Genomic DNA, 14,095 nt, shown 5'->3' with positions numbered 1-14,095 from the left:
TTGAACGGCGCGGGACACAGGAGGCTCTTCGAGTTGCGGCGCCTCGGGCTCGGTGCTGGCTGACTCCGCCTCTTGAACCGCAGACTCGGCCTCCAGCACGTCCTTCTCGTGAGTCTGAGCAGGTGTCATGGCCTGGATGCGGAGTCTCGCCTCCTCCGTCTCTGCATCCTCACGCTCGTCCGCCTTGCGTTGCCGCGGGTACCAGGGAATGAGCCCTAGGAGCAGGACGACCACGCCCAGAGCGAACAGCGAGAAGGACGTCGCAGGAAGGTCGTCGATTATCGCCGACAGCAGCCTCTGCTGCTCTCGCACGGCGTGCTCGCCCTGATTCGTGAGCCCGGACAACGTCTCGGTGGATACCAGAAGGGCCGGGTGAAGTTGCAACGCGGCCCACGGGACTAGGCCGGCGGCGGCGATGAAGAACACTCCGATGGAGGTGACGAACTTGTAGAACGACCCGTATTCAACCGTGGGAGTACTCGACACGGTCCCCTCCAGATACCTGCGGAGGTCCAGCGCGGCTAGCCAGTTCCCCCTCGACGAGGATAGCGCCCCCGTGGTTCGCGATCAGGGCGTGATCGGAGTGAGCCATCGTGCAGGAGGCGGCACGGCGCCGGAGAAACACCTAGGTTCGCACTCCTAGGCGTCCGAGAAGGATCGCGATCGCGGCCCAGGGTGCCGTCGCTCCCGGTGTGTGGCGCTGCTCATGACCTTGACGTGGACTAGGAAGGCGAGATGACCATCGACGATCTCCGGGACAAGATCCGCGCCTTCGCGAGGGAGCGTGATTGGGAGCAGTTTCACACCCCCCGCAACCTGACTATGGCCTTAACCGGCGAAGTAGGCGAACTGAATGAACTCTTTCAATGGGTGCACGACAACGAGATCGAGGAATGGTTGCGTGACCCGAATCATCTACGGTCGCTGGAGGATGAACTCGCCGATGTACTGATCTACCTGGTGAGGCTCGCCGATGTCGTCGGCGCGGACCTAATCTCGGTCGCGGAGCGCAAACTTATCCAGAATGCAGTTCGCTATCCGATCGATCTCGTGAGAGGTCAAGCCGTGAAGCGCGAACACCCAGGGGAAGAGAAGAAATGACAAGGGTTGCCCTTCAGCCGTCGGCCAATGCCCTCTCACAGGCGCATCTTGCAGCGACAGTGGATAGGCCGGTGTCGATTGACACTCTCCGACCATTAGTCGGCGAAGCGGACCTTGCGGCCCTGCGACTAGCGCACCCTGACGGTCTCGTGCCGGTTTGGGGGACGCGGCCTGGCGAAAGGCGTCAGATGGTGTCGCGCTGGCTCAGGCTGGCGGCAGGAGATGTCGTCGTTTTCGCCGGGAGCGGTCGGTTGTCGCGCACTGCTGTGATCACCCACGTTTTTCACAGCCCGGAAGCAGCCGCGCATCTTTGGGGGCACAGCCCTACTGCCAATGGCGATATGCAGACATGGGAGTACATGTTTTCCATGACCACCCCCATTGACATTGATATCGAGTACGGGGTGATGAACGACGCCATTGGCCGAGCGCCAGGTGCGCAGGTGCGTGAGTTCACCGTCCTCCCTGAGGGAGAGAGCAACGCTCTTGTTGCCCTGCTGGAGTCTCTCGAGGCGGCGCCGCACCGCATCAACTCTCCAGAGGAATACTCGGAACTGGTCGCCACGCCAGCGTTTGAGCAGTTGGAGCAGGAGGTTGTCTCTCTCCGGCGAGCTGAGCAAGGGTACCTTCGGAAATTGCTCGTGCCCGGGCCGTTCGGGCGGTGTTCGCTCTGCCGGCGGACCTTCTCGTCCGAGTTCCTTGTCGCGGCGCATATCAAGCGCCGGTCGCAATGCAGTGCCGAAGAGAAACTCGACTTCACCAACATCGCGATGCTGAATTGCCGCTTTGGATGCGACGAGTTGTTCGGGCGCGGATTCGTCGGCGTCGGTCCTGATGGTGCCTTCCATATCAGTACTCAACTGCCAGGGGGACCGTCGAGTGCCTACGTGGATGAGTACCTGCGGGGGGCGACCTCGGAGCACTGGTCGAAGAATCCAGGGAGCCGCCGCTACTACGCGCATCATCTTGCGACCGACTTCCGGGTGTCACCCGGCGCCTAGGCGCGGCTCACTGCGCTCGCCCAGACCCACGCGCGGCGGACTTGTCCGTCACGAAGCGTGAACTCAACGCAAACTGCTTTCTTTGTCCAGGCGATTGCCCGGCCCGATAGCTCCACCGACGTCTCTGGGAACCTGACCCAGGCGCGAACCAGCGGAGCGCCCGTTTCGGGCACGATTATCTCCTCGCCGACCTCGCGCCTAGTGAGGCTGACCGGTTGCGGACGGAGGATCGCCTCCAGGATCGCCTCCTCAGAGAGGTCGCTTCCGTAGCGCTGGTTCTTCCCCATCTTTCGAACATACCTTCGAACGCGGAGTGCCGACAGATCGCCGTTCGGGGTTGCCCGTAGGGTTGTCGGCAATGCGATGTGCTCGGGTGCGCGGCGGGGGCGGTTGAAGTTGACGAAGATGAAGGTCGCCGACGTGTACGGCATCGGCGTTCCGGTCACCTCGCCGGCCTACGTCGACCGGGGGCGTCTCGATGACGCCTTCGCACGCGCTCTCGAGACGAACCGGCACATCAGCGTTCACGGCGGAAGCAAGCAGGGCAAGTCGTGGCTGCGCGAGAAGGGACTGGCGATCGACGACATGCTCGTCGTTCAGGCCACGACGACCGCGACGGCCGCATCGGTTCTCGAGGAGGCTCTCGGCGCCCTCGGAATCACTGCTCAGCTGACCCGAACCGGCACCGGGGCGCTCAAGGGGACGCTGGACCTGAATGCGAACCTCGATGTTGGCAAGGTTCTCGCTCGTTTCAAGGTTGGTGCGAAGGCATCAGGAACAGCGTCGAAGGAGGTGCAGATCACCGAGGAGTTCATCGGACAATCCACCGGGAACCTTCGATGGGTAGCAACGATCCTGGCCGCTTCTGGCCTACGCCTGGTTGTCGAGGACTTCCACTACCTGAAGGAGTCCGAGCAGGAGGTCTTCGCCTCCTGGATGAAGGCGCTCGGCGAGTACGGCCTGTTCGTCATCATCATGGGCGTCTGGGCGCAGAGTCATCTGCTCACGTACTTCAACGGTGATCTGGAGGGCCGGATCGAGGACTTCCACCTGCAGTGGACCGAGCCCGAGCTTCGGCAGGTCCTGCAGAACGGGGAGGAGCCGCTCAACATCACCTTCTCGCAGCCCCTCGCGGACGCTCTGATAGCGGACGCGTACGGGAACGTAGGTCTTCTCCACCGGCTGGTCGAGCGCCTCCTCATCGCGGAGGGGATCGATGACCGACGGGAGCACGTGGTCCTCGAGGTTGGCGAAAGCTTGACCCAGGCCCGCGCCGAGGTCGCAGACCAGATGCGTGGGCGATTCGAGACCTTCGCCTCGAATTTCGTCGGCGGCATGCGTCGGATGCGCGAGGGCCTGGTGGTGTACCGCCATCTGCTCCGCGCCTACACGTCCCTGCCCGACGAGCAGTTGCTTTCCCGAGGCGTCGAGTCTCGAGAAGTTCTCACGGCGATCGGCGACTCCGGTATTCGAGCGAGCGACCTCACTCAGGCGCTGGAGCGTGTTGATCGGCTTCAGGTCAAGATCAAGATCCGGCCGCCGGTGCTGACCTACCACCGTGCCGGGAAGAGAGTTCAACTCATCGACCGCTCCTTCCTCTTCTTCCGGAAGTACGGAGGGGCGACGTGGCCCTGGGATGAGCCGGACGAGATCACTAACGACCTGGCGGGTGACCAGCCGCTGGATTTCTTCGACGAGGACTGAGCGCTCCGCCGAACGGCGGGCGGGATGCGGAGCGGGAGTGCCGGACGACGAGACGCTCATGGAGCTCGGCAGGATGGCCGTTGCTGCAGCCGAGTTGGAGAGTCTCCTGCGGACCCTGGTCTACGAGCTCGTCAGCGACAGCCCGGAAGTCTCGGCAACGGCGATAGGGAACCCGGGCTTCGCGAGGATGCTCGAACTCGTCGAGCCGCTTGCTCGCGCTCAGGGCCTGCCGGCGGCAGCCGTCGAGCTACTCCTCAGCGCGGTTTCAGGCTCAGCGGAGGCGATGCGAGGGCGCAACGAAATCTTGCACTCACGATGGGCCTCCGAGAATGTGCAGGTGCGGGGGAGGGGAATCGGGTTCCATATGGAGGTCTCGGCTGAAAACGTGCGAGTGGCACTCCTCCGGGTGCAGAACGCGTGTCGGCTCGTACGCCACTGCTGGGAAGAGGTGGTCCTGGCCCTCGGCCGCGCCGAGGCTGGCGAGGGTGGGTTCAGCTTCCCGGACCGGTGGGGTTCTCAAGTCGTGCGCCCCGCGCGTCCCGATCCGCATGTAGCGCCAGTCGCCTACGCCCGCGCCAACTTCACGGGGGAAGGTATCTCGATCGTCACGGGCGGACATCGCAGGACAGCCGAGGAGCAGGGCGTGGACGCGGACTAATCGCCCCCTCGTCACGCGCAGTTCGGCTGCTTTCGCGGAACCCGAGATTCGCGCGGTTCCCTTCGCGGAACCTGAGATTCGCGCGCGTTCCGCCTTGCTATGCCGTACCGGGCTGGGGCCGACCGGGGAGGGGGGAGGGGGCCCCCAGGGGGACGCGCGCGTCGAGCTACGCTCGGGTCATGGCAGAGGATAGCGTCCCCGAGATCGAAGGAGTGTGGGCTGTCGTCTCGCCCACTACTGGCGAGCTGGAGGTGACGTGGGAGACGAACGGTCCTCCGCCCTCAGCAGGCTTCGAGACTCTGCTTCTGAGCGTATGGGTCCCGCGCGAGCAGGGAGCGCTGCAGTTCGGGCTCAAACTCATCCGCGGCGAGGACCCGGTGGTGTTCCTGTTCAATCACGGGATCAGCGAGCAGAAGACGTCCGCTTCGGCCGATGTGAAGGTCGGCGCGAACGCCCGCCAGACGGTGGCGTTCTTCCCGGAAGAGTGGTTCGCGAGCCACAGGCTGAGAGGTCAGGTTCCGGCGGAGGGCATCGTCAACATTGATGGCATCGACCTCGACCGGCGCTTCGATCTGACAATCGACTTCGGGCGGTAGGAAGAGCGGGCCGACGAGAGCCCGCTCTCCTCCTGGTCTAGTCGCCGAGGCACCTCGGCCGGCGGCGTGCCTTGCGCCCGCTCGGCGGCATCGGCCTGGGGGCGCGCTCGTCGTCGTCACGTTCCGCCCGGAGAGCGCGAACCACGGCTTCGAGCGAATCCTCGTGCCTGCGCGGGGCTGGAGCCGCAGTCGCGAAGCCGCCGCAGAAGCGGACGACGGGTCGCGGGCCGGACGCCGGGAGCCATCGGCCGCATAGCCCGGCACACGTAACCACGTAGGGCGATGCGACCTTCGAGCTAGGCCTGCGCTCGGGCTCTGGCCGCGCCCTCTCGGCCGGCGACGCGAGCATCGGCTCGGCGACGGGCGGAGCGGCGCCGAGGAGGACGGCCTCCCTCGTCGCGCGCTCCCTGACGGCCGTTCTGAGGTGCGCCTCCCGTTCGCTCAGGTGGAGCCCGAGCCAGGCGTCGCGTGAGTACGGCGTGCGAAGCGCCGGGGGCGTCCGGGAGGCCTCTCGGGAGGAGGCGAAGCGGACGGCCCCGCGCTGCCGAGCTGCGATCAGCGAATCGCGGAACGCGGTCTGCTGCGGCGTCAATTCGCCGGAGGCGGTCGCGGTGGCGGGGGCAGGGGTCATCGGCCGATCTCCTTCGCGATGCGGGTCGCCTCGGCGCCGGCTGCGGCCTCCGCGGTCTGCCGGGTGCGGGCGGTCTCGTAAGGATTCGGGGCGCTCTCCAGCACCTCGACGACGATGCGGGCGACGATGTTGGGGCTCATGCCGAGACCTCGCCCTCGGCGGCGGCGAGGACCGTGCGGGAGTCGAAGTAGGAGACGCGCTTGCCGACGGTCTCAAGGGCGAAGCGCTGCTTGCCGTAGTCGCAACCTGGGCGGAGACGCCAGTCGACGCCGGGCGTGCCAGCTATGCGGTAGGCCTGGTCGCGGGAGTCGAGGGCCTCAGTCAGTTCGGCGAGCGCTTGCTCGGCGCGGTGCTGCTGGTCAAGGGCGTAGCGGGCGGCGAGCTGCTTCCGCTCTTCGACGCCGACGGTCCCGCTGGAGACGATGCGGTCGAACGCCTGGAGCGCCTCTTTGCTGCGGCGGGTCTGGTCGGCGAGCTGGTGCTCCAGGGCGTCGAACTCGCGCTGCGCCTGCTCGAGGACAGCGGCGAGGGGGTTCGAGTCGCGAAGGTCGGCGAGCTTCGAGCCCGCCCGGCGCCAGTCGCGCCGGAGCTGCTCGCCGAGCGCGTTCGCTTCGAGCCATGCGTCGCGGGCTTCGGGTGCGCGAGCGATGCCACGCCAAAGCCACTCGGGCGGGGCGTCGGTCGGGTGCGGGTAATTCGCGGTGCCGTGCGAGGCCGAGACGCGGCGGGGCGTGCTGGTCTGGGAGATCAGGAGGTTCAAGAGGGGTCCTTCGGTGAGAGGGGCGAATGCAAGCGCCGAGGGGAGCGGTTGCGGGTCACGTCAGCCGCGGGGGCGGCGACGAGAGTCGAGGTCGATGACGGCAGGGGCGGTCGTGCCGGTGCGGCGGATTTCCTCCTCTTGCAGGCGGAGGGCGCCGACGCGGTCGCCGGATGCGAGGGGGTGGCGGATCTGGGATCGCACGTTAGGGGCGATTGAGTCGGCGACCTCGGTCGAGGGCGCGGTCGAGGACGACGGCTCCGAGGTCGGCGGTTGCGGTGGGCAGAACGTTCTCCTTTGGTTGCGCGGGGATCTCGTAGTAGTAGCCGGAGGCGGAGCGGCGGCGCGGGGCGATGAGGCGGTCGGCCTCGGCGTAGAAGATCGGGCCGCGAGGTGACTTGAAGCGGAGCGGGTTCTCGTCGTCGTCGTCGATCGGCTCCTCGTCCGTCTCGAGGTCGGCGAGGATGTGGCGGGCGTCCTCGAGGAGCTGCCGCGCGTGGAATCGGGCGCCAGGCTTTGGGCGGTCGGTTTCGTCCTCGGGCTCGAGGAAGTCCTCGAGCCACCATGCAGAGGAGAGGCGTTCTCGGTCCGCGAGCTTCTGCCGGTGCTTCGCGAGCCGCTCGGCCGGCGTCGCGGCGGGCGGTCGAATTGCGCGCTCCCGGTAGGTCGGGAGGCCGGTCCGCGGGAGCGCGGCGACGGTGTCGGCGAGGTAGCGGCTGACGCGGTGTGGCGCGCCGAGGGACGCGAAGGCGCGGAGGTCGCGGTAGTAGTCGCGGGCGTCGTGTCGCTCGGGGAGATCGCGGAGGCGCCCGAGGAGCACGTCGGCGAGCACCTCGGGCTTGATCGGCTGGAAATGGTCCTCGGGGGCGTCTAGGCGCCGAGCGACGACGTCGGAGCCTCGGCGTCGGAGGTCGTAGACCTCGCGGAGCAACGGGCCGACGTAGACGCTCGCGAGCCGGAAGGGGCTCGGGATGCGGTAGCCGAGGGCGTGTCCGTCGGCGTCGGGCTCGAGGAGGCCGCGCCGGTCGCGGAGGCGGTCACGCTTGTCACGGTGACGGAGGTCCAGCTCGAGGGCGGCGAGGGCCTCGAGGGCGGAGTGGGTCATCGGGGGCTCTCGGGGATGGGCCGAGGTGCCGGGAGCGGGGCGACCTATGTAACAGGTAGAAACGGTGACGCTTCGGACTTCTTCTCTATTAGTTGTTCAAGAGAGAGAGAGACTCTTGAACACCTATATAGGAAGATGTCCGTTCCGTCAGCGTCGCAAGCTGCTGCACGGTTCGCCCGCTCCGGCGTCTCCTCGGCGTCGGTCAGTAGATGGGCGAGTCGTCCTCGGCGGCGGCGTCCGCCTCCTCCCCGAAGGAGGGGACGGGCGCGGCGGGCGCGTCGACCAGGACGTCGAGCCGGTCGATCACCTTGTCGAGGCGGTCGACCACCACGGCGAGGCCGGCGGCGATCCAGTGGTTCTCGCCGATCCCCTTGCCGAGGAGCTTCTCGGCGCGGTCGCGAAATTCGGTGCTGCGGAAGAAATGGCGTGTCACGTCTGGGGCTCCTGGTGTGGTCGGAGTCGCGGGTGTGCCGGAGGCCGTCCGGCGCGGGGGTTCATGTAGCCGAGGTCGTCGGCTGCGTCGGCTGCGTCGGGTGCGCGCGGCGTCGGTGTCGTCGCTCATCGGTCGCCGAGGAGGTCGCGGGCGCGCCGTTCGAGGGCTTGTAGCTGCGCGAAGTCGCCCGTCAGCGCGGCCCGCTGCTCGGCTTCGATGAGGGCGAGGATCTCGGCGTTCCGCTTCGTCCGATGGGCGACGGCCCGGCAGGAGGCCGAGCAGGTCCGGGAGTCGACGCGCGCTCGGTAGATGCGGTCGCAGACCGCGCATCGGTGAATGGTGGGCACGCGGCGCCTCCTCTCAGAAGGTGTGCGAGCGGATCGAGGGCAAAGAAGCAAGGGAACGCCGAGGGCGCCCGTCGAGGGCGGTGGCGTGCCCTAGTTAGGAGTGGGCCGGCGACGCGAGATCCGCCCAGATCGGGCAGGGGGGAAGGTGCCGCCCGCGGCGGGCGTCAGGGATCGCGCCCAGGGTCACGTATCTCGATCGAGCCCCAGAAGCCGGGGCGGCACCTTCGCCAGACGGGCCGAGCCCCTCGGAGAGCACGTCCGGCCGCGCGCCGGGGGAGATCCGCGCGGCGCGACGATGGAGAGCGCGTTTCTTCCTCTACTGGAGGAGTGGGCCGCGGTCGCGGGACAAGGTCTCTTCCTCTGCTGAAGGAATGGGCCGGGCGTACGCCAACCTCCTTCCCCTGCAAGGGAGCGGGCCAGCGCTACATGGACTAGGGCGGCCGGCGGGGAGCGGCCTAGTCGGTGTAGTAGCGCGCGTCCTCGTCCTGGGGGTTCCCGGCCTGGTCGAGGGGATTGAGGTGAGTGGCCAGGCGGTGCTCGACCCGCACCCGCGACGGGTGCCGACCGGGGCCGATCTCGACGTGGAGGAGCGCGCGCAGGACCTCTCGCCGACGGTCGAGGTCGAGGGCGTCGAAGCGGGCGATGATGGTCGCCTCGAGAGTGGCGAAATCCTCCTTCGGCCATTCGGTGGCCTCACCGAGCAACTCATGCGCGATCGTCGCGAGGGCGCCGGAGGAGGTGTGCGATGAGCGAGCGGCGTCGAGCGCGGCCTCGATTCCCTCACGGGCGGTGCGAAGGCCGAGAAGCCGGGAGCGAGCAACGTCGGCAGGGACGAGCCCCTCGTCGCGGTCGGCGAGAACGGCTGCGACCGCCTCTGCATTGCGACGGCGACGCTCGACCAGAGCGGCGATCGTGCCTACTTCGGCGCCGTCAAACACGTCCGGGCCGGAGGTCAGAAGGGCACGGGCGATCTCCTGCCGGATGCGCCCTTCAAGCCGCGGTCCGGTGATGGACGGGTGAGTCGTCCGGCGGCACCGATACTCGCGCATCCAGATGATCGCGTCACCGCAAACTCCGCACCGGGCGATCCCGCTCGCGAGGTGCCGGGGGGCGTTGCCGGGGGTTGTCTTGCGGGTGGGGTCGGCGAGGAGTGCTCGGACGTCGGCGGCGAGCGCCTCATCCACGATCGGCTCGACGACGTCGGACTTGAGGACCGCTCCTCGGTGGCGGACGTACCCCGCGTAGTGCTCGTTTGTCAGGATGTCGCGGACACGGCGGGGGCTCCACTCCTTGCCCGGCGCCGGGTCAACGCCTTCCCCTTCGAGAGCGAGGTACAGGGAGCGGATCGAGCCCCCCGTCGCGACGTGGTCGAACATTCGCCGAACGACTGCCGCCTCGCCCTCTCGGGGCGTCACGCCGTCCGACTCATAGCCGTAGCGGCGTCGGCCGGGGATGGGGCGTCCCTGCTCGCCCCGCTGGACGTTCGCGCGCTTCTGCCGAGCACCTTTGCGCTCGATCTCTGCGCGGGCGACCGAGGCCTTGATGCGGGCGAAGAGCCGTCCGTTGTCGGTGGAGAGATCCGCCTCGCCGTTCGCCGTGAGGATGACGAGCCCGCGCTCCTCTGCGGCGTCGATCCAGTCCTCAAGCTGGCGCGGCTGCCTCGTCAGGCGGTCGAGATCGTAGACGACCAGGGCGTCGAAGCGGCCGGCGGCGTAGTCGCGGACGAGGCGATCGTAGGCCGGGCGGAAGACCGTCCTCTTTGAGGCCGAGATCGAGTTGTCGACGTACTCTTCGGTCAAGGTCCAGCCGTGCGCGGCGACGAGGCGCTTGCAGTCCTCTCGCTGCCGGTCGACGGCGAGCCCGAGGGCTTCAGCGTCGCGCGAGATCCGGAGGTAGACAGCGGCACGGGTGGCGGACACGTATACAGCCTACGTTTCCCGCAGCGGAACCGGCTCATCGCGGCGGCGTCGCTCGCGACGATCGTGGTCGAGGCCGGGATGCGGTCCGGCTCCCTCAACACAGCCGGGCACGCGGCGGCCCTCGGGCGTCCGCTCGGCGCCGTCCCCGGACCCGTCACATCGGCGACTTCAACCGGGTGCCACCGGCTGCTCCGCGAGTTCGACGCGGTCTGCGTGACCAACGCCGACGAGATGGCCGAGCTCGTCCTCGGTCCGGCGGACCCGGCACCGGCGGAGGCGCGGCGCGATCCCGAGCAGGGACGCCTGCTCGACGCCCTCTCCTCGCGGCCCCGGCCGGTGGAGGAGCTGGCGCGGCACTCCGGTCTCAGCCTTGCGGCCGTCCGCTCCGCCCTGGGCCTCCTGGAGCTGGAGGGACTGGTCGAGGAGACCCCCGCCGGGTGGCGGCGGGCATGACGACGACGCCGGGACCCCGCGAGCCCGACCCGCGCGCGCTCGCCTCACTCACGCGGCGCGGATCCGGGTGTGCCGCCTCTCGTGGCCGTGGTCCGCCAGTTCGACGGGTCGGCGTTGTCCGCCGTCAGGGAGTCGAGCTGGAGCGATGCCCCGTTCGCCGGCGTCGGCCACTCGTCGTCGACGCCGTCCCCGTAGGACACCTCATCCACGACGCGGTCCCCGGCGCTCACCGTGATCTTCTCGCCCTCGCGGCTGAGCCCGCCCTCGAACTGCCCGCCGACGAGAGGAGTCGCCTGCGGGAAGGCCCGCCGGAAGGCGACGTCGTCCTCGACGAAGAGGATGCGCCCGCCGGCCGGGATCACGGTCCCCGCCTGGATCGTGAGGTCGATCCCTCCGGAGATCACCCAGCCGGAGACGTCCACCGCGGTTGAGCCGGGGTTCGCGAGCTCGATCCAGTCCTCGCCGAGAGCCCTGGCGTGGTGCTGGATCTCGCTGATCACCACCGGGGCGTCCGCGGCCTGGGGCGCGGGCAGTTCGCGGCTGCCGAGGATCGTGCTGCGCCGCTCGGCCAGTGCCTCGTCGAAGTTGGCGCGGGTCGGTGCGCCGAGGTTCCACCGGGCGCTGTCGAGCTGCCAGTCGGCGAGCGTGCGGGCGCTGATCGCGTCCCACTGCGCCTCCAGCCGCCCCGGCGGGTAGAACTGGTCGGCGAGCGTTCGCAGCCGCCGGAAGAACATCTCCCGGAACTCCGGGTACGCGAGCATCGCCCGGGTGAACTTGTTGTCGGTGTCGGGAGTCAGGAACGGACCCGTGTCACTCGGCTTGATCCGCCCGAGCGTCAGGTCGAGGTCCCAGTGCCACATCTCCCAGCGCTGCGTGCCCTCCGAGTCGCGGGCGAGCCACCAGTTGTGCGGGCCCGTGTCGGAGTTGCGGAGGATCGAGTTGATCGCCATGTAGTTGATCAGCTCGGGCACGTTGACGTTCTGGTAGATCCACGCCCGCTGCTCGGGGGAGGCGGGACCGTCGACCATGTTGCCGAGGGTCCAGACGTCGGTGTAGTCCTCGTCCTGCCGTGTCTTCTTGTCGAGCCAGCCGCTCGCCTCGAGGGCTTCCGGCGAATCGGTGGCGCCGACCGCCCCGGACTCGCCCTTGTAGATGGCCCAGTCCTCGACGCCCTGGTCCTCCCGCCACTCGCCGTCCTGGGTCTCCATGAGCCGGCCCAGGCTCCAGAACTGGCCGTTGCGCTGCGTCCGCACGGGGAGGATGTTGAGGCCCCGCGCGCCGGCCTCCTTCACGGTGGCCCAGGCGATGTCCGGCTGGTTGTACTGGTAGTTCTGCAGGGCGAACTCGGTGAGCGGGTAGGGCAGCTGCCCGCCGAGGTCGAACCCGTGGCCCTTCGGCAGCTCGACCTTCCAGTTGTTCTTGTCGAGGGTGCGGGACGAGCCGCCGCGGACGTTCATCAGCACGTTGTCGATGACCTCGCCGTTGTACGACCACACCGCGGGGCCCTGGACGTCGTCGGTGCGGTGGTTCGCGCGGAGGTCGTCGTAGACCGCGTCCTCCATGAACCACTCGATCACCGGAAGCTGCGAGGCGTAGCTCGGATCGGTGACGACCACGCCTCGATAGGTGATGCTGTCGTCGGCCGCCGGGGCGGAGAAGGTCGCGCCGGCGCGGGCGGCGTCGATCCGGTAGCGCACGAGCGCGCCGGCGGCCTGGCGGGGGATCGTGGCGCCGAAGAGGCCGTCCTCCGCGGCGCCCGCCGCGGCGTCGGTGAACGGGATGGCGGTGTCGGGGCCGAACATGACCTTGTACTTGAGGTCGGCGGTCGACCCGACCGGAAGCTCGGCGGTGACCACGATGTCCTGGTCGGCCGACGGGCGCTGCGGGGTGGCGGTCACCCCGGTGACGGCGTCGGGGGCGGGGGTGTTCCTGTTCGAGTTCGGGGCGCCCGGGGTGCCGCCGGCGATCTCGCTGGCGCCCCAGCTCTCGGGGAGAGCGTTGTCGGAGGACAGGTCGCGGAGCTCGAGGGTCGGCCCGTCGCCGTCCGCCGAGGGTGCCCAGCCGGACCCGGGGGCGTCGTCATAGGTCACCGTGTCGACCGTCGTCGCGTCCGAGGCCGACTCGGGGTCGGCGGTCGACAGCGTGATCGTCTCACCGCCGTTGGAGAGGTGGCCGTCGTAGACGAAGTCGGGGGCGACCCCGTGGATCGCCCGGAACTGCTTGGCGTCCTTCGCAGCCACGAATCGGGCGTCCGGCTCGAGCACCGTCCCGTCCGGAATCCGGCCCCGGATGCCCGAGCTGAAGGTCCACCCGGACATGTCGACGGCGGCGGAGGAGGTGTTGGTCACCTCCACGAAGTCGCCCAGGCTGTCGTCGAGGCCGGGGTCGTCGAAGTCGGGGGAGTGGTAGTTGATCTCAGAGATCACCACGCCGTCCGGATCGGCCGTCGCGCGCGGCGGGAGCACGAGGGGGGCGGCGACGAGTGCGCCGACCACGAGTCCGACGGCGAGGACCGAGCCGGTGAGGACGTATGGCGTCCGTCGGCGTCGACGGGAAACGGGCATGGGGGAGCCCTCCGGGAGGAAATGAGGGCGCGCGGTGGGTAGCCGATACCGCCCGCGCCGCTTCGGGTAGACGGCGCTGCGCCAACCTATCAGGGGAAATAGGGGTTTCGCCAGGGGATCTTCAGGATGGGCGCTCGCCGCTGCCCGGCTGCTCGCGGCGCACCATGCAACGCCGGTCGGAGCTGCGGTGTCGGCGGCGTCGCCGCCACCGCAGCGGGAGGTCAGCGGGAGCCGCTCCAGGCCGCGGGCACGATCGCCCACAGCACCTCGCTGCGCCCGCCGGTCGCGTTCACCCAGGTGTGCGGCTCCCGTCCCTTCAGCGTGACGGTGTCGCCGGCGGCGAGCTCCACATCGTGCTGCGGGAAGCGGAGGGTGATGCCGCCGCTCAGGACGTGCAGCACCTCGAGCTCGCACGTGATCGTGTAGAAGTCGTCGCCGCCGCTCGCGCCCGGGTCGAGCACGGAGCGCAGCAGCTGGATTCCGGCCTCGGAGCGTGGGGTGAGCAGCCGCTCCTCGACCAGCGAGCCGCCGAAGTTGATGTGGGGCGCCTCGTCGAGGCGGATCACCTCGTGCTCGGGCGCCTCGAACAGCGAGCCGATCGGGAGCGACAGCACCTGGCAGAGCGTCAGGAGGGTCGCCACGCTGGGGGACGTCTCGTCCCGCTCCACCCGGCTGACGAACCCCTTCGTCAGTCCGGTCGCCTCGGCGAGCTGCGCGATGGTGAGGCCCTGCGCGAGGCGGGTGGCGCGCAGGCGGGGACCGATCGTGAGGGGACCGCCCTGCGGGGCCGGATGCACTGCGCGCATGCGCCGAGTGTAGAGCCGCG

General features: G+C 68.8%; 15 protein-coding genes. 6 read left to right on the top strand and 9 right to left on the bottom strand.

Annotation, left to right across the window (positions count from 1 at the left end; genetic code table 11):
* Positions 1-735: 735 nt before the first annotated feature.
* Both J3P36_RS05775 and J3P36_RS05770 read left to right on the top strand, forming a co-directional pair.
* On the top strand, positions 736-1,101 hold the full coding sequence (locus tag J3P36_RS05775) for a nucleotide pyrophosphohydrolase (protein ID WP_210506257.1): 366 nt from the start codon (positions 736-738) through the stop codon (positions 1,099-1,101).
* Between the two features lie 188 nt (positions 1,102-1,289).
* The gene (locus J3P36_RS05770) at positions 1,290-2,102 is read left to right on the top strand and encodes a hypothetical protein (protein ID WP_210506256.1); all 813 of its coding nucleotides are present in this window, start codon (positions 1,290-1,292) and stop codon (positions 2,100-2,102) included.
* Here the strand turns inward: J3P36_RS05770 and J3P36_RS05765 are convergent.
* Complete coding sequence (locus tag J3P36_RS05765; RefSeq protein WP_210506255.1) at positions 2,099-2,389, bottom strand: hypothetical protein; 291 nt, start codon at positions 2,387-2,389, stop codon at positions 2,099-2,101. The two genes, J3P36_RS05770 and J3P36_RS05765, sit on opposite strands and share 4 nt — an antisense overlap.
* 118 nt (positions 2,390-2,507) lie before the next feature.
* On the opposite strand from J3P36_RS05765, the gene J3P36_RS05760 reads away from it, so the two are divergent.
* The 3 genes from J3P36_RS05760 (at position 2,508) to J3P36_RS05750 (ending at position 5,060) form a co-directional block, all read left to right on the top strand.
* On the top strand, positions 2,508-3,806 hold the full coding sequence (locus J3P36_RS05760) for a hypothetical protein (RefSeq protein WP_210506254.1): 1,299 nt from the start codon (positions 2,508-2,510) through the stop codon (positions 3,804-3,806).
* A 37-nt stretch (positions 3,807-3,843) separates the two neighbouring features.
* Entirely contained in the window at positions 3,844-4,464 is a 621-nt protein-coding gene (locus tag J3P36_RS05755; protein WP_210506253.1) for a hypothetical protein, read from the top strand.
* A gap of 179 nt (positions 4,465-4,643) precedes the next feature.
* On the top strand, positions 4,644-5,060 hold the full coding sequence (locus J3P36_RS05750; RefSeq protein ID WP_210506252.1) for a hypothetical protein: 417 nt from the start codon (positions 4,644-4,646) through the stop codon (positions 5,058-5,060).
* Between the two features lie 627 nt (positions 5,061-5,687).
* Here J3P36_RS05750 and J3P36_RS05745 read toward each other — a convergent pair.
* The 6 genes from J3P36_RS05745 to J3P36_RS16235 form a co-directional block, all read right to left on the bottom strand.
* Complete coding sequence (locus J3P36_RS05745; protein WP_210506251.1) at positions 5,688-5,831, bottom strand: hypothetical protein; 144 nt, start codon at positions 5,829-5,831, stop codon at positions 5,688-5,690.
* On the bottom strand, positions 5,828-6,451 hold the full coding sequence (locus J3P36_RS05740) for a hypothetical protein (protein ID WP_210506250.1): 624 nt from the start codon (positions 6,449-6,451) through the stop codon (positions 5,828-5,830). Before J3P36_RS05740 ends, J3P36_RS05745 begins: the two co-directional genes overlap by 4 nt.
* A 202-nt stretch (positions 6,452-6,653) precedes the next feature.
* Entirely contained in the window at positions 6,654-7,553 is a 900-nt protein-coding gene (locus J3P36_RS05735; RefSeq protein ID WP_210506249.1) for a hypothetical protein, read from the bottom strand.
* Positions 7,554-7,755: 202 nt separating this feature from the next.
* The gene (locus J3P36_RS05730) at positions 7,756-7,986 is read right to left on the bottom strand and encodes a hypothetical protein (protein WP_210506248.1); all 231 of its coding nucleotides are present in this window, start codon (positions 7,984-7,986) and stop codon (positions 7,756-7,758) included.
* Between the two features lie 125 nt (positions 7,987-8,111).
* Positions 8,112-8,333, bottom strand: a complete 222-nt coding sequence (locus J3P36_RS05725; protein ID WP_210506247.1) for a hypothetical protein — start codon at positions 8,331-8,333, stop codon at positions 8,112-8,114.
* Between the two features lie 455 nt (positions 8,334-8,788).
* Positions 8,789-10,252 carry a recombinase family protein gene (locus J3P36_RS16235; protein WP_210506246.1) on the bottom strand — a complete coding sequence of 488 codons (1,464 nt, stop codon included), beginning with the start codon at positions 10,250-10,252 and terminating at the stop codon, positions 8,789-8,791.
* On the opposite strand from J3P36_RS16235, the gene J3P36_RS05715 reads away from it, so the two are divergent.
* The gene (locus tag J3P36_RS05715; protein ID WP_307806960.1) at positions 10,142-10,705 is read left to right on the top strand and encodes a DNA-processing protein DprA; all 564 of its coding nucleotides are present in this window, start codon (positions 10,142-10,144) and stop codon (positions 10,703-10,705) included. The two genes, J3P36_RS16235 and J3P36_RS05715, sit on opposite strands and share 111 nt — an antisense overlap.
* Before the next feature lie 44 nt (positions 10,706-10,749).
* Here J3P36_RS05715 and J3P36_RS05710 read toward each other — a convergent pair whose 3' ends face one another.
* The gene (locus J3P36_RS05710; RefSeq protein WP_210506245.1) at positions 10,750-13,269 is read right to left on the bottom strand and encodes a lamin tail domain-containing protein; all 2,520 of its coding nucleotides are present in this window, start codon (positions 13,267-13,269) and stop codon (positions 10,750-10,752) included.
* A 221-nt stretch (positions 13,270-13,490) separates the two neighbouring features.
* Positions 13,491-14,075, bottom strand: coding sequence for a helix-turn-helix domain-containing protein (locus J3P36_RS05705; protein WP_210506244.1), 585 nt, complete (start codon positions 14,073-14,075; stop codon positions 13,491-13,493).
* Positions 14,076-14,095: the final 20 nt, after the last annotated feature.

Source organism: Naasia sp. SYSU D00057, assembly GCF_017916505.1.
In the GTDB taxonomy this organism is placed as follows: domain Bacteria; phylum Actinomycetota; class Actinomycetes; order Actinomycetales; family Microbacteriaceae; genus Naasia.
The sequence above is the reverse complement of the archived record's forward strand: the minus strand, read 5'-3'. Positions and strand labels throughout refer to the sequence as shown.